Source organism: Compostibacillus humi, assembly GCF_014637175.1.
Lineage (GTDB): Bacteria > Bacillota > Bacilli > Bacillales > Amphibacillaceae > Oceanobacillus > Oceanobacillus humi.
Genome location: NZ_BMEV01000032.1, coordinates 15,402 through 37,282 on the forward strand (window position 1 = coordinate 15,402; position 21,881 = coordinate 37,282).

A 21,881-nucleotide genomic window follows, 5' to 3' on the forward strand; every position below is an offset into this window, starting at 1 on the left:
ACGAAAAAGAAGATGATTCACACCGGAATCATCTTCTTTTTCTTTGGAAGTCACGCAATATCAAATGCCCTTGCTGCCGATTATTTATAATATCTTAGAATTGGCTTTCTCGCTGCTGTCGTTTCATCCATCCGTTTTACAATCGTTTCATGAGGTGCTTCTTGAACGATTTCCGGATTTTCTTCTGCTTCCTTTGCAATGCGGATCATCACATCGATAAATCCGTCAAGCGTCTCCTTCGATTCGGTTTCAGTCGGCTCAATCATCAATGCTTCTTCCACGTTTAACGGGAAATAGATGGTTGGCGGATGATAGCCGAAATCAAGCAGACGTTTGGCAATATCTAAAGTGCGAACACCAAGTTTCTTTTGTTTCTTTCCAGAAAGAACAAATTCGTGTTTACAATGCTGCTTATACGGAAGGTCATAGTGTTTTTCCAATTTCCGCATCATATAGTTGGCATTTAATACCGCATATTCGCTCACCTTTTTCAGGCCTTCTGCCCCCATTGTGCGAATATACGTATAGGCACGCAAGTTAATGCCGAAGTTCCCGTAATACGGTTTTACGATACCGATTGAATTTGGGCGGTCATATTCAAAGGTATATTCTTCTCCTTTTTTCACCAACACTGGCTTCGGAAGGAATGGTTCCAGCTCTTTGGATACACCGACAGGTCCGGAACCTGGTCCGCCGCCGCCATGTGGGCCGGTAAACGTTTTATGCAAGTTTAGGTGTACCGCGTCAAAGCCCATATCTCCTGGTCTTGTGTAGCCCATAATCGCATTTAAATTTGCACCGTCGTAATATAGTTTTCCGCCAGCATCATGGACGATTTTTGCCATCTCTAAAATATCTGTCTCAAACAAGCCAAGGGTATTCGGGTTTGTCAACATAAGTGCAGCCGTATCTTCGCCAACGACTTCCCGTAAATGTTCTAAATCGACAAGTCCTCTCTCGTCGGTTCTTACCGTTACTGCGTCAAAACCTGCTACTGCTGCGGATGCCGGGTTCGTGCCATGGGCAGAGTCGGGAACAATAACCTTTGTCCTGCTGTAATCTCCCCGGGATTCATGATATTTGCGGATCATCATCAATGCTGTCCATTCGCCGTGTGCTCCAGCAGCTGGCTGCAGAGAAACAGCATCCATACCGGTAATTTCTTTCAGGGATTCCTGCAAATCAAACATCATTTCCAATGCACCCTGGACGGTTTTTTCATCCTGGTACGGATGAATATAGGTAAACCCGTCTAGTCTTGCCACATCTTCATTTATTTTTGGATTGTATTTCATCGTGCAAGATCCTAACGGATAAAAACCGGAATCTACACCGTAATTTCGGTTGGACAAACCTGTATAGTGGCGCATAATGTCGAGTTCGCTAACTTCCGGCAGCTCTGGCGGTGTTTGACGAATATAGGAGGCGTCTAATTCCTCATCCAAATCCACTGTTGGTACGTCCATTTCTGGAAGACTGTAACTCGTCCTTCCTTCTTTACTGCGTTCAAAAATGAGCGGAAAATCTTGTTTAGCCATGGATATCCCCCAATTCTTTTACAAATGTATCAATTTCTGCTTTTGTCCGAATTTCGGTTACAGCTACTAACATATGTTCCGATAGTTCCGGATAAGCCAATCCTAAGTCATATCCGCCGATAATTCCTTTTTCGATTAATTTTTCGTTAATTGCCGAGACCGGCTGGGAAACTTTGAGGACAAATTCATTGAAAAACGGTCCTGTAAAGGCGATTTCAAAGCCTGCTTCCTCCAGCTTTTTCTTCGCATAGCGGGCTTTTTGCATGTTTAGCGTTGCCATTTTTTTCAGTCCATGTTTGCCGATGGAACTTAAGGCGACAGAACTTGCCAAAGCATTTAGCGCCTGGTTGGAACAAATATTTGAAGTCGCCTTTTCCCGGCGGATATGCTGCTCTCGAGCCTGCAGCGTAAGTACAAAGCCGCGGGTGCCGTCTTCATCAGTCGTTTGTCCGACAAGTCTTCCCGGCACTTTGCGCATTAATTTTTCTGTCGTGGAAAAATAGCCGCAATGCGGTCCGCCAAATTGGGCAGGAATGCCAAATACTTGAGTATCGCCGACAACGATATCCGCACCGAATTCACCCGGAGGTGTTAAATAGCCTAAAGCTAATGGATTGCTGGAAACGATAAACATTGTTTTCTTCTGATTTTGGAGCAATTCTTGAATCTCTTTCAGCGGCTCAATTTGCCCAAAAAAGTTAGGATATTGAACGACGACACTTGCAATCGAATCGTCCAGCTGTTCTTTTAATTGTTCAATATCGGTGACTCCATTTTTATGGTCAATTTCTACGATTTCAATTCCCTGTCCTCTTGTATATGTTTCAACTACTGCCCGGGATTCGGGATGAACGGTCTTCGAAATTAGCACTTTCTTCCTTCTAGTATGGGCTGCACTTAAATTCACCGCTTCCCCCAAAGCAGTTCCCCCATCATACATGGAAGAATTGGCGACCGGAAGTCCTGTCAGTTCGGAAATCATCGTTTGGAATTCGAAAATTGCCTGCAATTCCCCTTGGGAAATTTCCGGCTGGTACGGGGTATAGGCAGTATAAAATTCGGAACGGGAAATGACATGGTCTACAACAGACGGGATATAGTGATCATAAACTCCCGCGCCTAAAAAAGATGTATATTCTTTTAAATTGGCATTTTTATTTGCCATGTTCGTTAATTCTTTTTTCAGCTCATATTCACTCGTCGGTTTCTTAAGCTTTAACTCCTCTGTAAGCCGCACTTCCTTCGGTATATCGGAAAATAATTCTTCCGTAGATGCTGCACCGATTACATCCAGCATTTCTTTTTTATCTTCCTCGGTCATTGGTAAATAGCGAAATTCCATCGATTAATCCCCCTTACTTTTGTCTTTTGTAAAATGGTAATGTTGAAACCTTGGCTTTAAGCAGCCGGTTTCTAACTTGGACGAATAACTCAGTGCCTGGCTCAGCCGCATTTTTGTCAACCAATGCCATACCGACATTTTTCTTTAATGTAGGAGATTGGGTTCCAGAAGTAACAAAGCCTGCTTCTTCCTCCCCGTTCATTACCTTATACCCGGTTCTTGGGATACCTTTGTCAATCATTTCGATTCCGACTAACTTTCTCGATGGTCCCTTTTCTATTTGTTCTTTCAAAACGGCCTTCCCGATAAAATCCTCATCCTTATTTACTTTTACAGCAAAGGCAAGGCCTGCTTCAACAGGGGAAATTTCTTCAGAAAGTTCTTGTCCATAAAGAGCAAGGCCAGCTTCAAAGCGCAATGTATCCCTTGCACCTAGCCCGACAGGTTCTGCTCCAAATTCCTTGCCCTTATCCAGCAGCAAATTCCATAATTTCACGCCATATTCAGGAGCAATATAGATTTCAAAACCGTCTTCGCCAGTATATCCCGTCCGTGAAACAAGCGCAGGTTTTTCAAAGTCGGCAAAGTATACTTCATTATCAAAACGGAAAAATTTGATATCTTCTAACCTTGTTTCCGTCAACTCATTAAGCAGTTCTTCAGCTTTTGGACCTTGAACCGCAATTTGTACATATTGGTCAGAAACATTCTCGATCGTCACTTCATCGAGGTTAAACTTATTATGTTTCTTCAGCCATAAATAATCCTTCTCTGTATTAGCCGCATTGACAACAAGCAAATACTCGTCCTGATCAATCATATACACGATCAAATCATCAACGGTACCTCCCTGTTCATTGCACAAGATTGTATATTGGGCACGGTTTGGCGTCAATTTTTTTACATCGTTTGTCAGCATATATTGCAAAAAGTCAAAACTTTTCGGCCCCTTCACTAGGATTTCTCCCATATGGGAAACATCGAAAACCCCTGCCTTTGTTCTCGTTACTTCGTGTTCATGTTTAATGCCGGCAAACTGTACCGGAAGTTCCCATCCTCCAAAATCAATTGTTTTTCCTCCATATTTTTCGTATTCCGAAAAAATTGGTGTTCGCTTCAACAATCTAGTCACTCCCCTTTGTAAAATATCACTCTCGTCTTAAAGTGCACATAAAAAAGACAGAGATTCACAGTACGAAGTCTCTGTCCTTTGAACCAGAAAGTTGCATGTTTACCTTATATGATAAACATTTGCTTCGTGGGTGGCCTGCCCGCAAAGGCAAGCGCTCTCCAGAGGTGCGTCCTGCAAGAGTCTTTTTGCCTGAGAGATTCGCTTCCGCTTGCTCCTTCGGCGTTACTGCGCAATCCAGTAAACTCTCCCCTTGCATTCATCCGCTCATATTAAATTGACTGTTGGACATAATAACAATCAGCACTACATCCAATCACTTAGAATTATACCATAAGTGAATTTTTAGTAAATACAAACATATTTGATGGAGATGGAGTTATGGATACGATTCATGTGCAAAAGGACGAGGATTTTATAGAACAATTGATTTCCGCTATAGATAAAAACGGATATTTGTCGACATGGGAACTTTTTAAAATGGCTTATGAAGCAGAAAAAGTGACGATGACTCCTAATTTCAGCGGTTTAAAAGCATTGGATTTTCTCCCCCACATTCATTTTTTGGACCACCAGATACGCGCAGCAGAACAAGTAATTGAACAAATGAACGGCAGAGCTATTTTAGCTGACGAAGTAGGTTTAGGGAAAACGATTGAGGCAGGATTAATTTTAAAAGAGTACATGATTCGCGGTTTAGTACAAAAGGTGCTGATTCTTGTCCCTGCCTCATTAGTCAATCAATGGGTTCGGGAATTAAATGAAAAATTTTATATACCGGCGGTCAGCCAGCAAAAAAACTATAACTGGGACTATCCGGTCATCGTTACATCCATCGATACAGCTAAACGCATGCCCCATCGGGAAAAGATTTTAGAAAAAGAATACGACTTCCTGCTTATTGATGAAGCACATAAAATTAAAAACCATAAAACGAAAAATTTTGAGTTTGTCAGGTCTATCCGAAAAAAATACTGTCTGCTATTAACAGCAACGCCAGTGCAAAACCAGCTCGTGGAAATTTTTAATTTGATTTCCATTTTAAAACCAGGATTGTTAGGAAACTATCAGACGTTTCTGGAAAAGTTCGGAATGGACCGAAAAAAAATGAAAGAAGACGATTACTTAAAACAGCTCATTCAAAAAGTGATGATTCGGAACACCCGGGACGAGACAGATTTGAAACCATCCAAACGGCATATTCATGCAATCTGGGTTGATTTTTCCGAAAAGGAAAGGGAAATATACCAAGACATTGAATCCTTGGCGAAAATTTTTCCTACCTTTGTAAAGCTGACGCTGCTAAGGGAAATATGCTCCTCCCGGGAAGCTTGCTATTTGTCCTTAAAAAAACTTGCAGATGAACAGGGAAATTCATCTCCTGTCCTGCCGATCATGGAAAAACTGGAACAGCTTCCCCATCATTCGAAGGCAGAGAAAGCAGTAGAACTGATAAAATCGATTGGCGAAGAAAAAGTGATTATTTTTACCGAGTACCGGGCTTCCCAGCTTTATTTGCAATGGTTTCTAAAACAGCACGGGATTACATCTGTCCCCTTTCGCGGTGGCTTTAAACGGGGAAAAAAAGATTGGATGCGGCAATTATTCGAACATCATGCGCAAGTGTTAATTGCTACCGAGGCAGGCGGAGAAGGGATCAATTTACAATTTTGCAATCATCTGATTAATTACGATTTGCCGTGGAACCCGATGCGGCTTGAACAGCGAATCGGCCGAATTCATCGTTATGGCCAGGAAAATGACGTTCATATTTATAATTTTGCCATTCGTCATACGATTGAGGAACATATTTTGCAATTGCTTTATGAAAAAATTAATCTGTTTGAGAAAGTAATCGGCAACTTAGATGCAATTTTAGCCGAACTCAATATCCAAAATGTAGAAAAAGAAATTGAAACGATTTATGCCGAATCCGAATCTTTTGGAGAAGCAAAAATCAAATTAGACAATCTCAGCAGTGTTATTCAGCACACTTGGGAACAATATGGAAAGGAAGAGAAATATGGCCATTCCTGACTTACATGCTTTTTTGCGAACATTTTTCACTTTGCACAATTGTCCGATTGTTCGCGATGAAAGCGGGCTGCTTTCCATCCAGCTGACGGAGGAAATGGATAAAGCATTGATGAATCGCCCTTTTTACTGGCATTATATGGAGAAAATCGGCCAAACGGGAACACCAATGCAGCTCACCCTCATTACCAATCCAGAAAAGCGTGATGAAAAAGGCGAATGGATTCATTTCGGCAGTCCCCGGCTGCACCAAATATTAAATCATTTAAAAGAAAGGGAGAAATTTATTCACCTTTTTGAAAAAGTGGATGTCAATACGCAAACCCCGCTCTACCCGTGGCTCCTTGCCAACGTAAAAGTAAGCTATATTGGCAGGCAAAAGAAAGACATGCTTTATTCCGTCGGACTGCAGCTGATTAACGGCAGCATGCGTTTTTCCATGATGGACTATTTAGACAACATCCCTTTGCAAAAAACTATTCCTGATTATTGTTATACAATTTCCCCGATAATCCGTCTGAAGAGCGGATTTGGACGAATCGAAAAGGTTATTTATGAGCAAATCGCAAAGGAACAGCACGGCTGGGCAGTGGAATCGCTGCGTACGCTGAAAGAAGAGGAAGAAATGATCAGGCATTTCTATAAGGATGAGGAGGAACAGGAGCGGATGAATAAAGAATTGGAAGCACTTAGAGAAAGATACCAGCCGGTAATAGAAATAAAAATTGTAAACGGCGGCTTAATTTACTTAACAAAATAACTATCCGCTGACAGCGCAGCGGTTACGCTAGCCGGGCAATACTTTTCCAGCAGGTACGCATTGGCATATCTATTTTTTTCGGTACATTTTCAAAACAAAGGGTAGAATGCCAAACCAGGAATTTCCGTAAACTTGCTGGCCGGTTTTGCTATTTTTCTTTCTTCCCCGCTCCTCCTTCGGAGTGTCCAAATAAGAGACGATCTGCTGGGTCATGAATTTTATATAATCATTGCTCGACATAACAATTCACTCCAATCACTTTTTGTCATTGTTATCCTTTCCATGGCATGAAGAAATTATGCAAAAAAGATGTAAAAAAATTTGCAAAAAAAGAAGGATTTTATATTTTATTGTCGAATAGCTATTCATTAGAAAAGAGGATTGGAGGTGTACTGTTGAACTCAATCGCTGCTTACTCAGAGTCCCTCGTTCAGAAGGCGATTGAACAGAATGCATCCGATATTCATTTTGCTCCATCCCCAAAATATACGGAAATTTATTTTCGCATACACGGAAAGCGGACTTTTTACAAAACAATCTCCGAACAAAAATATAAATTGCTCCTCACCTATTACAAGTTCACTTCAGGAATGGATATTGGCGAAACGAGAAGACCACAAAACGGGGTAATCGATCTCAAAGTTCAGCAATCCCGCTATTTCCTTCGTCTTTCCACATTGCCGGTAAACAAATTTGAAAGTTTGGCAATCCGCATCCTTCCCCAGGAACATGAATTTACACTGGATCAGTTATTTCTTTTCCCAAATCAGCTGCACATTATGAAACAATGGCTTAAAAACCGGTCCGGACTGATTTTATTCACAGGTCCGACGGGAAGCGGAAAAACGACAACCCTTTATGCCCTGCTTCACCACTTTATCCAGGAAAGATCCTTTCAGACGATTACGCTGGAAGATCCGGTTGAAAAAGAAATCGATCATTTATTGCAAGTCCAGGTTAATGAAAAAGCCGGAATCACCTATCAGACAGGATTAAAGGCGGCGTTGCGGCATGATCCGGACATTATTATGATTGGGGAAATCCGGGATGAGCCGACGGCGAAATTTGCCTTTGAAGCAGCACTAACCGGGCATCTCATCTTAAGTACCATCCATGCGAAAAATACCGTGGGGACAATCCAGCGCTTAAAAGAAATGGGGCTGAAAGAGAGTGACTTATATCAGACGCTCATCGCTGTTGCCGCTATCGAACTCGTCCCTGTACAAATTAACAAACAAATCGTGCGCAGGGCAGCTATATTAGAATTCCTTACTGGGATACCGTTAGAAAAGACGATAAAGGGGGAAAAAATCGAAGAAGAACAATATTATACCTTTGAAAGATTACGGAGGAAGGCGTTTGCATATGGCTTTATTTCGGAGGAAATTTACAAGAGCTTATAGTTCAGCCTTATCAAAAGAGGAACAGTTGCGGTTTTTAAATCTGCTGCACCGTCTCTTGACAACCGGTTACTCCATCATCGATGCCCTCCATATTTTATCGTTAAACAATCAATTTTACGAAACTGCAAATCGAATTAGCGGTGCACTGAAAAACGGCAAAACCATCGATGAAGCGTTTGAACTGACAAATTTTCATCCGACAATCGTTTCCTTTCTATATTTCACCAAAATATCAGGAGACATAATCGAAAATATCGAAAAGTGCCGAAACTTTTTTCAGCAGCAACTGAAATACACAAAAAAATTTCATCATGTTATCCGATATCCCCTCATTTTAATTACTTTTTTCCTAATCCTGCTATTCTTTATTCGGGGCAGCGTTCTCCCTTCCTTTCAAGAGATGTTTCAAGGACATCTCTCTTCCATAAGCTCCATCCATTTGACCTTCCATATAATAGATTTTTTGACGACATTTTTCATGACGATATTCCTCCTGTCCGGCATCATTGTTTTCATGTGGAAAAAATTCCAGCATTTTCTATCGGTAGAAGAAAAAATTAAGTTTTATCAATGGCTCCCGATTGTCCGCGGTTTGCTTACCATTACCAATTCTTTTTATTTTGCCACCCATTTTAGTACATTGCTGAAGGCGGGATTTTCCGTAAAAGAAATTTTAACGAATATGAAGACACAGAAAAAGCTGCCTGTTATTTCTTTTTATGCCGATATTATGATTGACGAATTATCAAACGGTGTCGATTTATCCTATATCATTCATCAATTTCCGTTGCTTGACAAAAAATTAACCGTGCTTTTCCAGAGTAAGACGGATTATTCTTCATTGCAAAAGGACTTGTCTGTATATGCAGAAATGTTAATGGAAGAAATCGAATATAAAATGATGAAATTTCTTACGCTGCTTCAGCCTGTTATTCTCGTCGTCATCGCAATCTTGATTATTTTCATGTATGCGTCCATTATGTGGCCCCTCTTTCAATTAATTAAAACGATATAAGGAGATGGTTTCCGATGAATAAGAAGAAAAATGGTTTTACGCTGATCGAAATGCTTATCGTCCTCTTAGTTATTTCCGTGCTGATGATTCTCATCATTCCAAACTTAGCAAAACGAAGCAATGATATTACCGATAAAGGCTGTGACGCATTAATTGCTCTCGTAGAAGCACAAGTGAATGCCTACTATATCGAAAACAGAGAATATCCGGCCGATATTACGAAATTAATTCCGGATTATATAAAAGAAGACCAGACCACTTGCCCAAATGGCGACAAACTGACAATTAGCGGGAATGAGGTTCGTGTCGAATCGTAAGGAAGCTGGATTTACATTAATTGAAATTATCCTTGTATTGGCGGTTATAGCGATTTTCCTCGTCCTGGCGCCTCCCTTCTATTTGGAAAATATTACCGAATTTCAAGAAAAACAGTTCATTGATATTTTGCAGCATGACATCCTTTACCTTCAATCGCTTGCCATTACAAATGACGAGTACTCAAGGATCGTATTTTTTCATGACCATTATGAATTAATCCGCGGCTCTGCATTAATCGCGAAAAGAACATATCCAAAATATATAAAAATCGATTATAGGCAAAATAACCGGATTGAATTCAACAGAAACGGAACGATTCTTTATCCGAGGACGATTCTTATATTAGGAAAAGAAAACCATTACCGGCTCATCTTCCCTCTTGGCAAAGGGAGAGGATATATTGTTGCGATGTAAAAGTAAAGGTTTCAGCTTGGTGGAGGTGCTCATAGCTTCCTCCATCTTCCTTTCCATTATCATCACATTAATCCCCATTGCTGCAATTGTAAAACAGGAACAGAACATGTTGAAGATAAAAAGGGAAGCAGTGTTGATGCTTCACGATGAACTACAAGACTTTCTCTGGAAAGACACATCTCTTCCCGCGACAATCGAAAGAGATGTAAAAAATACACAGGTTATTTTTCATTTCGAAAAAGAGGGAAAGTATGTGAAAGGATGTACCGACATTGAAGCGAGAAAGGGCAAACAGGAAACGATTTGCCTTTATGGCATATCCCGGTAAGGAAAAAGGGTTTACATTCATTTCATTATTATGCACACTCTCCATTCTGGCCTTGACCCTTCCTTTTATCAGCTTGTCTTTCCGTACTGTGAAAGCTATATCTTACGAAGAGGAGTTTTCAGTCCATCATTTCTTTCAATTTTTAAGAAATGAAGTAATTGAATCGAGTCAGCTGGCGATCGAAAATCCCCAATCCATTTTGCTTATACAAGACGATAAAAGAATTACAATTAAGCAGCACGGCGAAGTAATCCATCGCCAAGTAGACGGGAGAGGTCATGAAGTGTATTTAATGGGAGTCCGGTCGGTTCGATTCCGTCCTCTCCCATATGGGGTACATGCAGAAATTATTCATACTAACGGTGAAAAATATGAAAAAGCAATTGTTTTTTATCCGGAATAATAAAGGATTTGTATTTCCATATCTGCTATTCATCGTAACTTTGCTTCTGATAGGAATCCAGAAACAAATTGTATTTTACGAAAATGAAATAGAAATGACCGAGTTAATGGTTGACCAAGTAAAAATCGAAACGATGTATCAAATGGCAAAAACTGAAACGAAAAATGAACTTGCTGCAAATCCGCACATAAGATCGATTATCTTTCATTATCCTTACGGTGAAGCGGAGGTTACCCTTCAGCCGGAATCGGAAACCGCATATAAGGCAAGATTCGTTATAACTACATTTCCCAACAATAACAGCTATACGTTCATCAGCCAAATACTTCATAAATAGTATTTCAAAACCATATCCAGACTTTTCCCACTTCTTGCAGGATATTTGTATAATTTTCGACAAATCCGCCGAGTCAACCTTTTTTAAAGCAGTTTCACTTATAATTATAGTATAAATCAAACATAAGAGGTGTTTCCGATGGAACAGACACTAAAAATAACAAATGTGTTAAGTGATCCGACTCGGTTTCATATTTATGAATATTTAGTGGAACATCACAAAGAAGTAAGTGTAAATGAAATTGCCAAACAATTCGATATTCACCCTAATGTAGCCCGTCTTCATCTCTCCAAATTAGAAGATGTTCGCATGGTTACCTCCTACTCGAAAAAAACAGGCAAAGGTGGAAGGCCAAGCAGAGTATATCGTCTCTCAGACCGAGTCGTCGAATTAAACTTTCCTCACCGGGACTACAAATTACTCTCATCCATCATGATTGAATCAATGGCTGAGTTAGGAGAAACAGGAAAAACCATCATTTATGAAACAGGGAAAAAATATGGGATGGATGTAATGAAGGATGAAAAAATTCGTGCCGAGAACATGTCGACCGAGGAAAAAATAAAACTGTTGGAGGATGCTTCCTTTTTATTGGGCATGTATTCTAATTTTAATTATGATAATGAAAATAATCGCGTTTATTTTGAAGTTAATAACTGCCCCTTTAAAGAACTGGCGTCGACAAATCAGGAAATGGTTTGTTCGATGCACAATGCTTTTATCCAAGGAATGTTCGAGTCGTTATTCGATGATGTGGAACTGATTACGAAACATAATATGTTTGAAGCCGGCTGCGAAAATTGTGCTTACGTAGCCAATCTAAAACTTGTCAAATAACATTCGTTTACAATCTTTCCCATGTCGTTTATAATATCTATGATAACGTTAACTAAAAGGAGGGGACTCACGTGGATCGCATGTTTCGTGTGCTAGCCTTTTGGACAGGAATCTTTACAGTTATGTTTTTCGTTGGCGATATGATGGTACCAACGATTTTATCCCTGATTCAAACGGTATTTTTCCTTACATTAAGTTATTTGAAATTGTCTGAACGGATGTATATGTACTTATTTGGTGCTTATTGTACCATTTTCATGATCGGCTTTACATGGTATTCCGAATTCTTGCTTGTTCCAGGTTTCGGACATTAAAAAAAAGGCCTTGCCATCAAATTGCAGGGCCTTTTTCCCTTTGTATGAAATGTGTCTCCTACCTCCTGCTTGCAAAGGAAATTATGATGTAACAAAAGGATTATGCTTTCGTTCATGGTGTATGGTAGTATTCGGGCCATGGCCGGGATAAACGACAACCTGTTCCGGGAGCGTATAAAATTTATTGCGGATCGTTTCTTCCAATACGTCGAAATCTCCCCCCGGCAAGTCTGTACGGCCAACTCCTTCTAAAAACAGCACATCTCCTCCAAATACAACGTCATCCTTTGGAAAAACAAAACTCATGCTCCCCGGAGAATGCCCAGGTGTATGTATGACTTCCATTGCAAATGGTCCAATTTCCAAGTTCCCTTCTCTTAAAGGCTTGGCTGCAGTTTTGATAATAACCGGACTGCTTAGCATGCGGGAACCATTTTGTGCCGGGTCTTGCAGCCATGGATGTTCCAATTCATTCAAATACACTTCAATGTTATAGTAATTGCAGATTTCGTCCAGCGCGCCAATATGATCAAAGTGGGCATGAGTCAAAAGAATGGCATGCGGACGCAGCTTTCTTTCCTCTATATAGCGGATAATTCGCTCTCCTTCCCCGCCGGGATCAATAATTAGGGCATTGCTCCCAATCTCTAAAATATAGCAATTCGTTCCTATCGGTGCAACTGACAGCAAATGAATGTTCATTTCTCTTTCTCCTTATTTGTAGTTTTTTACGTAATTTTGAATTCCCCCACGTTTATCTCGACAAAATCCGTTTTCTGCTATACAATAAGGGATGTATTATCCTACTACATATTTGTATATATTAAATTTGACTACAAGACATTGAGGGAGGTAAAATCATGCGTATCGTTTTAGGGTTTATATTCCTGCTTGTAACAATTGTAGCGGTCATTTCAATTGTACGTCAATTGAAATATAAAAATATTCTCGCTATCATTTTCTCTGTTCTTACTGCTATTGTCTTTGGATTTTTTTCCATTGCAACCATTATATCGGAACTGTCTTCCTGATTGTTCGAAAAAAGTTAACGGCTTATTCGTTAACTTTTTTATTGCAAAAAAGCTCCTCCCTATTTGGAGGAGCTTTTTTCTTCCTGCTCTTTTTGGTTAAAATCGAAAAAACGCAATAAATCACCGTAAATGATATCATCCGAGTACTGTAATTCCAGATTCGCCTTTTCTGCTATTGGCGCACATGGATTTTCCTTCTCTGTTTCCTGATATTCATTTAGTTCTGATTCGTCTTCCTCAAGAATTTCAACCGGTTCCCCTGTTGCCCGATGATAACATGTATTTACTGTATATACATAATCATCACTGATAAAATCACCGTTTCTTAGGACAATATATCCTTTCCGATCTTCACTAAACAAGTCGTTGCCAAAATAAATGTCGTTGTCATGTTTTATGCCTAATAAGTTTAACATCGTTGGCTTCATGTCAATTTGCCCGGCAACTTTCGTGACGACCTCTCCTTTTCCGTGTCCAGGAATATGGATAAATAACGGGACCCGCTGCAATTGAACTTGATCATATGGCGAAATTTCTTCTTTATTTAAATACATGCTCATTGCTTTATTATGGTTGGCGCTAATTCCGATATGGTCTCCCATAATGACAATGATGGAATCCTCATATAATCCTGATTCTTTAAGGTGGTTAAAAAATTCTTCAAGGGCTTCATCCATGTAGCGGACAGCCGGGAAGTAATTGTTCAAAGTATTCGAATTGGAGTCATACGGTTCAATTGAACGGTCCTCTTCATCCAATTCAAACGGAAAATGGTTCGTTAACGTGATAAATTTGGCATAGAAAGGCTTCTCCAGCGTTTCTAAATATTTCATCGATTGCTCAAAAAATGGTTTATCTTTTAATCCCCAGCCGACCGAGTTTTCATCGGTAATCTCATACGATTTTTCATCAAAGAAATGATTGAAACCTAAACTGTCATACATTTGGAATCTATTCCAGAAACTTCCATTATTGGCATGAAATACTGCAGACTGGTATCCGGCATCTTCAATAATTTCCGGAATAGCGTGATATTCATTGCCGCCATGGGTGAAAAACACAGCTCCCCTTGATAATGGGTAGAGGGAGTTTTCCACGAGAAATTCCGAATCAGACGTGTTCCCCTGCCCAGTTTGTTCATAGAAGTTTTCAAAATAATAGGTGTCTTCATCCTCTATCAAACTATTGAGGAATGGTGTGATTTCCTCCCCGTTCACCTCATTATTGATGACAAAGCTTTGCAAGGATTCGGCATTAATCCAAATTATATTCTTGCCTTCTGCAACGCCGAACATGTCAGATTGTCCGTCTGTTTTCACTTCATTTTCCACGTAATCTACAATTTCAGTCAATTCATTTCCATCAGCAAATACCCGCTTCGTTTCCGCACGGGAATGCTGAATAATATCATAAACATGGTAGTTGAAAAGTCCAATGTTTTTTACCAAGTATTCCCGGTCAAATCCCCTTGTAAATAATTGGGGTCTTTCCGTCTCAGCGAGAAAAAAGTTTCCTGCAAGAAGCAATAAAGATAAGGCTGCAGCGAAAACTTTTCCCCGTTTTTTGTAGCTTACCGCAGCCGCATTTTCTTTTTTTGTTAACTTCCAGACAATAAAGACATCCAAAAATAGCAAAATATCATAGGGCTTTATTAGCGTTAAAATGCTAGAACCTAAATCTGCCATGTTGCTCCCCATAAACAGCTGGGGAATTGTAATAAAATCGGTAAATTGACGGTAGAATACGAGATTTGCAAACACAATAAACGTTCCGAAAAACATCATATAACGGATATATTTCAATTGCCGCTGTTCTTTTCTAAACCAGACACTGATGGCAAAGATTAAAAATGCAGACACAAACGGGTTGATTAGCAAAATCAGTTCCTGTGTCGTATTTTCCAATTCAATATTAAACATAAATCGATAAACTATATATGTTTTCAGTCCAAATAAAACACTCGCTATAATATATAGCGGCGTTCGAAGAAACAAATCTTTCATCCATGTAACCTCCTGCATAACGAATGATGTCTAAACATGTCTTATATAAAAGGGATTTATATCGTATTGTTCCGGACTAACCTATAAGACGATGTATAAACAAAAAAGTTTCACTTTCCATTAATTTTTTTTAACATTATTTACATGCAATTAATATATTATTCCTTTTCCTGATGAATTACTAGATAACTTCCTTTTTTCTTTGCGCAATATTAACTTTGCCTGCATGTAATCCGAGCGGCTAATCAATTGAAACTGATACAGCTCATCGACTTCCATATCCATTAATTCAATATCACCGAGCCGATCCTTCGTATAAATGATCGTGCCAAATTTTTTTAATAATTGCTGGACGTCGTAAAAGGTTTCCATCATTTTCACCATTCTTTTAACAAATCAGATTGTATTTTATCATACATCATTCACATAAAAAACCCAAATCTGATTAACGATCTGGGTCCTGTGGATTTAGAAAATCAGGTCTTTTGCTTTTTAAAGGAATTGGTGACCTTATAAAGATATCACGAAATGCTTGAAATGAAAATGGTAAAAATGGCCAAAAATATGGAATCCGAAAAGTTGTCATTCTTGTTAAGAAAAGAATCCAAACAGTAATTCCGACAACATAACCAGCTATGCCGAATAGGGCAGCAGATATTAATAATACCATTCGTACAATATGATTGGCAAGACTTAATTCATAACTTGGGGTGGCATAGGTGCCAATTGCAGCAATAGCAATATATAGGATTACTTCATAGGAAAACCATCCCACTTCTACGGAAACTTGCCCGATAATAATCGCTGCAACAAGCCCGAGTGCTGTCGCTAATGAGGACGGTGAATGGATTGCAGCCATTCGAAGCATATCCATGCCAATTTCAGCTATGAAAAACTGCCAAAATAACGGCACATTCCCTGCTTCGTTCGGTCCGATAAATTGCAGCCCAGCCGGCAGAATTTCCCGCTGTACGGAAACTAAATAGTATAAAGGCAAGATAAATATAGAAAGAAATACGGCAGCAAAACGGACAAGGCGCAAATACGCTCCGACGAGCGGCTTCTGACGGTATTCCTCGGCATGCTGCATATGGTGCCAGTAAGTTGCAGGAGTAATCATGACGCTCGGAGACCCGTCGATAATGACGAGAATATGCCCTTCATATAAATGGGCAGCAGCCGTGTCAGGGCGCTCCGTGTAGCGGATGGTCGGATATGGGTTCCAATGACGGCCGCTAATGTACTCTTCCACCGTTTTCTCAGCCATCGGCAAACCGTCCGTATCAATTTTTTTTAACGTATGTTTTAAATGCTTTACTCTTTTAGGATCAGCAATATCGGCAAGGTAACAGATGGCCACGTCCGTTTTTGAGCGTCTTCCGATTTGCAAATATTCCATTGTCAGCGAACGGTCCCTAACCCTCCGGCGGATCAGGGAAGTATTAAAAACGATTGTTTCTACAAATCCGTCCCTGGAGCCGCGGACAACCCGCTCCAAATCCGGTTCGGCAGGAGAACGGACCGGATAGGTTCGGGCATCAATAACGATAATTTTGTCCAGCCCTTCCATCAGCAGAATTGTCGGGCCGGCCAATACAACATCAGCCGCTTGATTCAAGTCATCTATTTGATCCAATTCAATATATGGTATATATGATTTCAGCAGTTTTTCTAATACATCCGGTTCCACATCGGCAGGTTCCAGTTTTGCCAGAAAAGCCATTAAATAATGGAGAATATCGTCCTTAGCAAACCCGTCAATGAGGAATAGGTCTGTTCTCCGGTTTACATATTCCAAATCGAGATGAATCAGGTCAAAACTTTTTTCTGTGCCGAGTAATTTTTTTAAGTATTGCACATTTTTCTCATGGGCAGAAAATAATGGCTGCTTCTCTTGTTCCATGCAGTTACACACCTATTCTTCGTAGAATTGATGTGTTTATTTTATACGTGTGCCCGTTTTCTATACATTCCAGGTTCATTATTGTTTTTCGTCCATGATGTTTTCATACAACTCTATAAACGATCCATTGTCCGGATTCATGTCAAATGCTTTTTTAGCATATAGTTCAGCTAGTTTCTTCTCACCGATTTCCATGTAAAGGAGTGCTAAATTATAGTAGCTTTCCGGGTATATATCATAGGATAAACTATGCTCTAAATCTTTAATTGCGTTTTCATATTTTCCTAATTCAATATAAGCGTAGGAACGGTGAAAAAGAAGCACGCCATCATAGTCTCCCTTTAATTGGAGCGCATCTGTAGATACATGAATGACGCTCTCGTACTCCTCTTTTTTGATTAATTCCTCAATTTTCATCAATTGGTATGTCTGGCTGGATTCGTTCTGCTGTATCCCAAACGGAACACCTATTCCTAGCAATAGAGCTAATAATAGTGCAGAAAGCAATTGTTTTCGAAAATGTCTCTTCCTTGGAAGATGGATCATCTGTGCTGCAAGAAAGCCCCCTGCCAGCCCGCCTAAATGAGCTGCCATATCAATCTGCGGCAAAACGAACCCGACGGCAATATTGATTCCGAGAATGAAAAGCAAGTTAAATCCCATCGTTTTACGAAAAATGTGTTTATAATGGATGCCAAAAACGAGAAGCGCACCAAACAAGCCAAATATGGCGCCAGATGCTCCTGCACTGATATTTGGGGAAAAGGCAAAGCTTGCAATGCTTCCGGCGATTCCCGCCAGGAAATAAATAAACAGGAAGCGAATGGAACCGAAAATCCGTTCTACAGTCATTCCTAAATAGTAGACAGCTACCATATTCATAAACAGATGGAGAAATCCGATATGGATAAACATGGAAGTAAACAGTCTCCACCACTCATTTGCCTCCACAATCGCCACGTTATATTTTGCCCCAAACGCTATTAACGTTTCGAGTTCATTTCCGTTTGCAAGTTCCATGAAAAAATACAGAAGCAGATTGACAGCAATAAACAGGTAAGTAAAAATCGGTTTCCCGTACGAAAAGATGTTCGTTATCTCAGCTTTCTTCATTTTTATTCTCTCGTGAATATAATGTTTATAGCCGGAAATATCTTTTTCTTCTTCGTTTGGGGAAGGGGAAATTGGATATTCAACGGCCAAATCTTCCAGCAGCCTGTTTTTTTCATCCTCCCCTTCTTCCCTATCAATATAATAAACTTTCATTTTAATTGACTGCTTTTCTTTTAAGTGTATCGGCTTTTTTAAACTTTCCCAATCGTCAACCGGAGCAAACGGAGAAAAATAAACATTGCATATTTCCATTCGTTTGCCTGAAATCATCGGTTTTAATTTTTTGGCCCGCTGTAATGTTATTGCAATATCCCTTTTCAAATGGTTTTTCCAGTCAAAACCACGATGAATTAAACGGATAACGGTGGATGTTTTATTTTCATACCGTTCCAGCCATAATTCATCCGCATGATCTTGAAAATGAATTACATCAAAATGACCATTTTGAATTAACATATGAGCAAATTCGTATAGCTGCAGACGATGATCTGCCATCTTTTCACCTTCTTTCCCCTTATCATAACAAACCGTGCTTGAATTGAAAATTAAAATAGCTGTCGAGAAAGACAGCTATTTCGCATTCGATTTGTCAGTTTGAAATTGTTCACCGCCGAAAAGGGCCGGCAGCAAATTTCCGCGAACTTGAGGGATTGCCATCGATGTCCTCACCGCTAATTTACGGATGAAGCCTACTGCTAACAATGCATTTAGGAGTTTGTAGCGCCATTGATAAACCAACATAATTAGGATAAACAGGAAAAGCATTCGGAACATGAGTTTCAAAGTAACACCTTCTTTATGATTATCGGTGCCCTTAGTTTCTCAAATATATAAAAATTTATACCTTTAGCGCTTCGTCCTAAATAACCCGTTTTCTGTAATAATATGATTCACTGGAATGTCGTACGGATCGTTCGGAATTTCTGTTTTCACTTGACTGCTGCTTGCCAAAGCAACGGTTTCATTCGTAAAATCGGCTAAAAACCGGTCGTAATATCCTCCGCCAAAACCGATACGGTAACCGCGACGATCAAATAAGAGCCCGGGAACAATGATTAAATCCATTTCCTTTTTGGCTACTGGCTCGGTTTCTTCAGGAATCGGTTCCAATAGGCCAAAATAAACTTGTTCCAATTGTGCAAAGGAAGTTAACGAGTAAAATGTCATCATTTTGGTAGAAGGATGGCATTTTGGGACAGCAACAATTTTGCCTTCTTTCCAAGCTGCTTCAATAATCGGTTTCGTATCCCATTCATTCGATTGTGCGATTGTAATTCCAATTGTATCTGCCGTTTTCCAGAGAGAGGATTGAAGGAGATGGAATGTTAATTTTTTTTCAATTTGCTGCTTTTCCGATTTATCCAAGCTTTTCTGCAACACAATTGCCTGTTTTCTTAATGATTGTTTATCCATACGATTCTCCCCCGCTTTCATTTCCAGAGTAAATAAGCTTCCAAATAAAAATAAAACTCTTATCATAAAGATAAGAGCTTTCATTGTTATTTTGTTTCCCGATGTAAAGTATGTCTTTTTAAACGTGGACAATATTTCATAAGCTCAATACGCTCAGGGTTTTTACGTTTGTTTTTTGTCGTAATATAGTTACGATCACCTGTTTCTGTACAAGCTAAAGTAATATTTACGCGCATCGTTTTCCCTCCAAACTTCATGCTACTTAATGATCAGTTTCAGACTTATATTATATTACCAAAATTTGATGTAACTATCAACATTGATTGGAAAAAAATTAAAGTTTTCACTGATGGCAATCTATGTTATAACTAGTAATGTATAAAAATATTACATTGCAAATCTATTAAGTTTGGATTTACATATGTCTGAGATTTTATGTCGTGATAAAGGAGGGATTAGTATGCTGATTGGGATAATTTCCATCATTGTCATTGCGATTGTTCTTTTTGTTTTATCCTACTTCGTAAACGACCGCTTCGAACAGCTTGAAGGACAAGTAGAACAACTATCAATTTCCATGATGCAAGACACATATCAGATTAAGAAAAAACTAAAATTGCTGGAAGAAGAAGTGTTGCCCGAAGAAATGATGGATGACATGTTAACGAAAAATAATGAATGAGGAGAAGGATATGAAACATCTATTGCGTTCCTTTGCTGCAGGGCTTTTTTCTGCAGGAGTGATTATGTTAGCTGCCTATTACTTTTCAGAAGAGAGCCGGGAAGAGTTGACGGCAGATGAAATGATTCCGATTGTGGAAGAAGAGGGATATCACGTGTTAACCTCGGATGAATATATCTCCCTCGCCGTCCAGCCGAAAGACAAAGAAGAAAATACGGAAGAAAAGGCAGAAACCAAGCAAGAGGACAAGAAGGAAAAAGCAGAAAACAAGGAAAAGGAAGAGCGGAAAGAAGAAGAAGAAAAAAATAACGAAAAAAAAGAGGACAAACAGCCGGAGACGTCAAGCTATACGTTACAAATTAAGCCTGGCATGCTTACCCCAGAAATTACAGAACTGCTGGAAGAAAACAAAATTATCGATGATGCTGCGAAGTTTAACCGCTATTTGGAAGAACATGAATACAGTCCTAAAATTCAAATTGGGAATTTTAAACTGACGAGTGATATGGACTATTATCAAATTGCCGAAACGATTACTGATTATAAAAGAGGACAGTAACAAAAAGTTACTGTCCTCTTCCTTTAGGCTCTATACTAAATATTGGGGTTAAGAAATAATTTAAAGAGAAATAAAAAACACGCTTCTCCAATTTCTTTTATACTTGAATTGATGAGAAACAAGAAAAAGAAAGGAGAAGCGTGTAAATGAATAATACCATAAAAATCCCTGGATTAGAAGATGTACTTATTACAAAGGTGGAGGAATTTGAGGATCGAATAGCCATATTTGTCGAAATGGAGGTCCAAACCCATATATGCCCAAAATGTGGTAAAAAAACGCGAAAAATACATGATTATCGAGTGCAAAAAATCAAGCATTTAAAATGGTTTGAGCGTTTAAGCTATATTTTTTATCGGAAGCGCAGATATAGATGTGATACATGTGGCAAGAGATTTTACGAGAAGAATTCGATTGTAGATCGTTATCAGAGATTTTCTAAAGAATGGAATCAAGCCGTAAATATACGTAGCGTGCGAGCGAAGACATTTAAAGAAATTAGCCAGCAATTTGGTGCTTCCCCATCTACTATCATTCGCAGATTTGATGAGCTTGCAGAGAAAGAGCTAAAAGATGTAGAGGAGCTTCCTCGTGTCATCTCCATCGATGAATACAAAGGCGATACAAAAGAAGGTAAATATCAAGTCATTATCGCAAATGGGGAAACAAAGGAACCCATTGACATTCTTCCGAATCGGAGGAAAAAAACCATTGCCAACTACCTGCGTAAGTATGGGGCAAAGGTAGATGTCGTAGTAATGGATATGAGCCCATCCTTTAAAGCTGCGGTGAACAAAGCTCTAGATAGACCGGTGATTGTCGCAGATCGTTTTCATTTTTGCCGGTATATTTATTGGGCATTAGATGCCGTTCGCAGGCGGGTACAAAGTATTTGGAATGACTACGATCGGAAAAAGTGCAAAAAAATGCGTTATGTATTTTACAAGGACAGTGGGAAATTATCTGATAAGGATCGATGGTACTTGAACAGGTATTGTCAGATGT

27 protein-coding genes and 1 riboswitch are annotated in these 21,881 nt (G+C 39.5%); of the genes, 15 read left to right on the plus strand and 12 right to left on the minus strand.

Features of this window, described 5'->3' with window-relative positions:
• Nucleotides 1–80: 80 nt before the first annotated feature.
• Genes gcvPB through gcvT form a run of 3 tightly spaced genes read right to left on the minus strand, consistent with a single transcriptional unit; the run spans nt 81 to nt 4,003 of the window.
• Nucleotides 81–1,538, minus strand: a complete 1,458-nt coding sequence (gene gcvPB, locus IEV18_RS09495) for an aminomethyl-transferring glycine dehydrogenase subunit GcvPB (RefSeq protein WP_188392156.1) — start codon at nt 1,536–1,538, stop codon at nt 81–83.
• Nucleotides 1,531–2,880: an aminomethyl-transferring glycine dehydrogenase subunit GcvPA gene (gene gcvPA / locus IEV18_RS09500; protein WP_188392157.1), complete on the minus strand. Its 1,350-nt coding sequence runs from the start codon at nt 2,878–2,880 to the stop codon at nt 1,531–1,533. The genes gcvPB and gcvPA overlap by 8 nt, the downstream gene beginning before the upstream one ends.
• 13 nt (nt 2,881–2,893) lie before the next feature.
• Nucleotides 2,894–4,003 (minus strand): glycine cleavage system aminomethyltransferase GcvT, encoded by a 1,110-nt coding sequence (gene gcvT, locus IEV18_RS09505; RefSeq protein ID WP_444542327.1) that lies wholly within the window; start codon nt 4,001–4,003, stop codon nt 2,894–2,896.
• Nucleotides 4,004–4,179: 176 nt separating this feature from the next.
• Nucleotides 4,180–4,272: riboswitch (glycine riboswitch) on the minus strand.
• A gap of 118 nt (nt 4,273–4,390) precedes the next feature.
• On the opposite strand from gcvT, the gene IEV18_RS09510 reads away from it, so the two are divergent.
• Both IEV18_RS09510 and IEV18_RS09515 read left to right on the plus strand, forming a co-directional pair.
• Nucleotides 4,391–6,046 (plus strand): DEAD/DEAH box helicase, encoded by a 1,656-nt coding sequence (locus IEV18_RS09510; RefSeq protein ID WP_188392159.1) that lies wholly within the window; start codon nt 4,391–4,393, stop codon nt 6,044–6,046.
• Nucleotides 6,033–6,803 carry a YqhG family protein gene (locus IEV18_RS09515; RefSeq protein ID WP_188392160.1) on the plus strand — a complete coding sequence of 257 codons (771 nt, stop codon included), beginning with the start codon at nt 6,033–6,035 and terminating at the stop codon, nt 6,801–6,803. The genes IEV18_RS09510 and IEV18_RS09515 overlap by 14 nt, the downstream gene beginning before the upstream one ends.
• A 69-nt stretch (nt 6,804–6,872) precedes the next feature.
• On the opposite strand, the gene IEV18_RS09520 is transcribed toward IEV18_RS09515, so the two are convergent.
• Nucleotides 6,873–7,043, minus strand: coding sequence for a YqzE family protein (locus IEV18_RS09520; RefSeq protein ID WP_188392161.1), 171 nt, complete (start codon nt 7,041–7,043; stop codon nt 6,873–6,875).
• Between the two features lie 155 nt (nt 7,044–7,198).
• On the opposite strand from IEV18_RS09520, the gene comGA reads away from it, so the two are divergent.
• The 9 genes from comGA to IEV18_RS09565 all read left to right on the plus strand — a co-directional run bounded on the left by comGA (nt 7,199) and on the right by IEV18_RS09565 (nt 12,172).
• Nucleotides 7,199–8,206 carry a competence type IV pilus ATPase ComGA gene (gene comGA / locus IEV18_RS09525; RefSeq protein ID WP_188392162.1) on the plus strand — a complete coding sequence of 336 codons (1,008 nt, stop codon included), beginning with the start codon at nt 7,199–7,201 and terminating at the stop codon, nt 8,204–8,206.
• On the plus strand, nt 8,169–9,221 hold the full coding sequence (gene comGB, locus IEV18_RS09530) for a competence type IV pilus assembly protein ComGB (RefSeq protein ID WP_188392163.1): 1,053 nt from the start codon (nt 8,169–8,171) through the stop codon (nt 9,219–9,221). Before comGA ends, comGB begins: the two co-directional genes overlap by 38 nt.
• Nucleotides 9,222–9,235: 14 nt before the next feature.
• Nucleotides 9,236–9,538, plus strand: coding sequence for a competence type IV pilus major pilin ComGC (gene comGC, locus IEV18_RS09535; protein WP_188392164.1), 303 nt, complete (start codon nt 9,236–9,238; stop codon nt 9,536–9,538).
• Nucleotides 9,525–9,953: a competence type IV pilus minor pilin ComGD gene (comGD, locus tag IEV18_RS09540; protein ID WP_188392165.1), complete on the plus strand. Its 429-nt coding sequence runs from the start codon at nt 9,525–9,527 to the stop codon at nt 9,951–9,953. Before comGC ends, comGD begins: the two co-directional genes overlap by 14 nt.
• A complete protein-coding gene (locus IEV18_RS09545) occupies nt 9,940–10,281 on the plus strand; it encodes a type II secretion system protein (RefSeq protein ID WP_188392166.1) in 342 nt (113 codons plus the stop codon). Before comGD ends, IEV18_RS09545 begins: the two co-directional genes overlap by 14 nt.
• Nucleotides 10,226–10,684 carry a ComGF family competence protein gene (locus IEV18_RS09550; protein ID WP_188392167.1) on the plus strand — a complete coding sequence of 153 codons (459 nt, stop codon included), beginning with the start codon at nt 10,226–10,228 and terminating at the stop codon, nt 10,682–10,684. The genes IEV18_RS09545 and IEV18_RS09550 overlap by 56 nt, the downstream gene beginning before the upstream one ends.
• A complete protein-coding gene (locus IEV18_RS09555; protein ID WP_188392168.1) occupies nt 10,653–11,021 on the plus strand; it encodes a hypothetical protein in 369 nt (122 codons plus the stop codon). Before IEV18_RS09550 ends, IEV18_RS09555 begins: the two co-directional genes overlap by 32 nt.
• Before the next feature lie 138 nt (nt 11,022–11,159).
• On the plus strand, nt 11,160–11,858 hold the full coding sequence (locus IEV18_RS09560) for a helix-turn-helix transcriptional regulator (protein ID WP_188392169.1): 699 nt from the start codon (nt 11,160–11,162) through the stop codon (nt 11,856–11,858).
• A 71-nt stretch (nt 11,859–11,929) separates the two neighbouring features.
• Complete coding sequence (locus tag IEV18_RS09565) at nt 11,930–12,172, plus strand: DUF2626 domain-containing protein (protein WP_188392170.1); 243 nt, start codon at nt 11,930–11,932, stop codon at nt 12,170–12,172.
• Between the two features lie 81 nt (nt 12,173–12,253).
• On the opposite strand, the gene IEV18_RS09570 is transcribed toward IEV18_RS09565, so the two are convergent.
• Nucleotides 12,254–12,874, minus strand: coding sequence for an MBL fold metallo-hydrolase (locus tag IEV18_RS09570; protein ID WP_188392171.1), 621 nt, complete (start codon nt 12,872–12,874; stop codon nt 12,254–12,256).
• Nucleotides 12,875–13,032: 158 nt separating this feature from the next.
• Here IEV18_RS09570 and IEV18_RS09575 point away from each other — a divergent pair, with 158 nt between their 5' ends.
• Nucleotides 13,033–13,203, plus strand: a complete 171-nt coding sequence (locus IEV18_RS09575; RefSeq protein WP_188392172.1) for a DUF2759 family protein — start codon at nt 13,033–13,035, stop codon at nt 13,201–13,203.
• Between the two features lie 59 nt (nt 13,204–13,262).
• On the opposite strand, the gene IEV18_RS09580 is transcribed toward IEV18_RS09575, so the two are convergent.
• The 7 genes from IEV18_RS09580 to rpmG form a co-directional block, all read right to left on the minus strand.
• Nucleotides 13,263–15,206, minus strand: a complete 1,944-nt coding sequence (locus tag IEV18_RS09580; RefSeq protein WP_188392173.1) for an LTA synthase family protein — start codon at nt 15,204–15,206, stop codon at nt 13,263–13,265.
• Nucleotides 15,207–15,356: 150 nt separating this feature from the next.
• Nucleotides 15,357–15,578, minus strand: coding sequence for a YqgQ family protein (locus IEV18_RS09585; RefSeq protein WP_188392182.1), 222 nt, complete (start codon nt 15,576–15,578; stop codon nt 15,357–15,359).
• A gap of 73 nt (nt 15,579–15,651) precedes the next feature.
• Nucleotides 15,652–17,109, minus strand: coding sequence for a spore germination protein (locus IEV18_RS09590; protein ID WP_188392174.1), 1,458 nt, complete (start codon nt 17,107–17,109; stop codon nt 15,652–15,654).
• A 78-nt stretch (nt 17,110–17,187) separates the two neighbouring features.
• The gene (locus IEV18_RS09595) at nt 17,188–18,717 is read right to left on the minus strand and encodes a rhomboid family protein (protein ID WP_188392175.1); all 1,530 of its coding nucleotides are present in this window, start codon (nt 18,715–18,717) and stop codon (nt 17,188–17,190) included.
• Nucleotides 18,718–18,792: 75 nt separating this feature from the next.
• Nucleotides 18,793–18,996, minus strand: a complete 204-nt coding sequence (gene yqgO / locus IEV18_RS09600) for a protein YqgO (RefSeq protein ID WP_188392183.1) — start codon at nt 18,994–18,996, stop codon at nt 18,793–18,795.
• 72 nt (nt 18,997–19,068) lie between these two features.
• Complete coding sequence (locus tag IEV18_RS09605) at nt 19,069–19,635, minus strand: 5-formyltetrahydrofolate cyclo-ligase (protein ID WP_188392176.1); 567 nt, start codon at nt 19,633–19,635, stop codon at nt 19,069–19,071.
• A gap of 86 nt (nt 19,636–19,721) precedes the next feature.
• Nucleotides 19,722–19,871: a 50S ribosomal protein L33 gene (gene rpmG / locus IEV18_RS09610; protein WP_188392177.1), complete on the minus strand. Its 150-nt coding sequence runs from the start codon at nt 19,869–19,871 to the stop codon at nt 19,722–19,724.
• Between the two features lie 224 nt (nt 19,872–20,095).
• On the opposite strand from rpmG, the gene IEV18_RS09615 reads away from it, so the two are divergent.
• The 3 genes from IEV18_RS09615 to IEV18_RS09625 form a co-directional block, all read left to right on the plus strand.
• Complete coding sequence (locus IEV18_RS09615; protein WP_188392178.1) at nt 20,096–20,317, plus strand: hypothetical protein; 222 nt, start codon at nt 20,096–20,098, stop codon at nt 20,315–20,317.
• A gap of 10 nt (nt 20,318–20,327) precedes the next feature.
• Nucleotides 20,328–20,876 carry a hypothetical protein gene (locus IEV18_RS17255; RefSeq protein WP_229733619.1) on the plus strand — a complete coding sequence of 183 codons (549 nt, stop codon included), beginning with the start codon at nt 20,328–20,330 and terminating at the stop codon, nt 20,874–20,876.
• Nucleotides 20,877–21,022: 146 nt separating this feature from the next.
• The coding region (locus IEV18_RS09625; RefSeq protein ID WP_188392179.1) for an ISL3 family transposase at nt 21,023–21,881 on the plus strand (859 nt) is incomplete at its 3' end.

Excerpts from the sequence above, each read along its gene's own strand:
- comGC (WP_188392164.1), top strand. The coding sequence starts at position 9,236 with ATGAATAAGAAGAAAAATGGTTTTACGCTGATCGAAATGCTTATCGTC.
- IEV18_RS09560 (WP_188392169.1), top strand. The coding sequence starts at position 11,160 with ATGGAACAGACACTAAAAATAACAAATGTGTTAAGTGATCCGACTCGG.
- IEV18_RS09520 (WP_188392161.1), bottom strand. The coding sequence starts at position 7,043 with ATGTCGAGCAATGATTATATAAAATTCATGACCCAGCAGATCGTCTCT.
- gcvPB (WP_188392156.1), bottom strand. The coding sequence starts at position 1,538 with ATGGCTAAACAAGATTTTCCGCTCATTTTTGAACGCAGTAAAGAAGGA.
- IEV18_RS09555 (WP_188392168.1), top strand. The coding sequence starts at position 10,653 with ATGAAAAAGCAATTGTTTTTTATCCGGAATAATAAAGGATTTGTATTT.
- gcvPA (WP_188392157.1), bottom strand. The coding sequence starts at position 2,880 with ATGGAATTTCGCTATTTACCAATGACCGAGGAAGATAAAAAAGAAATG.
- IEV18_RS09515 (WP_188392160.1), top strand. The coding sequence starts at position 6,033 with ATGGCCATTCCTGACTTACATGCTTTTTTGCGAACATTTTTCACTTTG.
- IEV18_RS09595 (WP_188392175.1), bottom strand. The coding sequence starts at position 18,717 with ATGGCAGATCATCGTCTGCAGCTATACGAATTTGCTCATATGTTAATT.
- rpmG (WP_188392177.1), bottom strand. The coding sequence starts at position 19,871 with ATGCGCGTAAATATTACTTTAGCTTGTACAGAAACAGGTGATCGTAAC.
- IEV18_RS09575 (WP_188392172.1), top strand. The coding sequence starts at position 13,033 with ATGCGTATCGTTTTAGGGTTTATATTCCTGCTTGTAACAATTGTAGCG.
- IEV18_RS09510 (WP_188392159.1), top strand. The coding sequence starts at position 4,391 with ATGGATACGATTCATGTGCAAAAGGACGAGGATTTTATAGAACAATTG.
- IEV18_RS09605 (WP_188392176.1), bottom strand. The coding sequence starts at position 19,635 with ATGGATAAACAATCATTAAGAAAACAGGCAATTGTGTTGCAGAAAAGC.
- IEV18_RS09570 (WP_188392171.1), bottom strand. The coding sequence starts at position 12,874 with ATGAACATTCATTTGCTGTCAGTTGCACCGATAGGAACGAATTGCTAT.
- IEV18_RS09615 (WP_188392178.1), top strand. The coding sequence starts at position 20,096 with ATGCTGATTGGGATAATTTCCATCATTGTCATTGCGATTGTTCTTTTT.
- IEV18_RS09580 (WP_188392173.1), bottom strand. The coding sequence starts at position 15,206 with ATGAAAGATTTGTTTCTTCGAACGCCGCTATATATTATAGCGAGTGTT.
- IEV18_RS17255 (WP_229733619.1), top strand. The coding sequence starts at position 20,328 with ATGAAACATCTATTGCGTTCCTTTGCTGCAGGGCTTTTTTCTGCAGGA.
- IEV18_RS09585 (WP_188392182.1), bottom strand. The coding sequence starts at position 15,578 with ATGGAAACCTTTTACGACGTCCAGCAATTATTAAAAAAATTTGGCACG.
- comGB (WP_188392163.1), top strand. The coding sequence starts at position 8,169 with ATGGCTTTATTTCGGAGGAAATTTACAAGAGCTTATAGTTCAGCCTTA.
- yqgO (WP_188392183.1), bottom strand. The coding sequence starts at position 18,996 with ATGTTCCGAATGCTTTTCCTGTTTATCCTAATTATGTTGGTTTATCAA.
- IEV18_RS09590 (WP_188392174.1), bottom strand. The coding sequence starts at position 17,109 with ATGGAACAAGAGAAGCAGCCATTATTTTCTGCCCATGAGAAAAATGTG.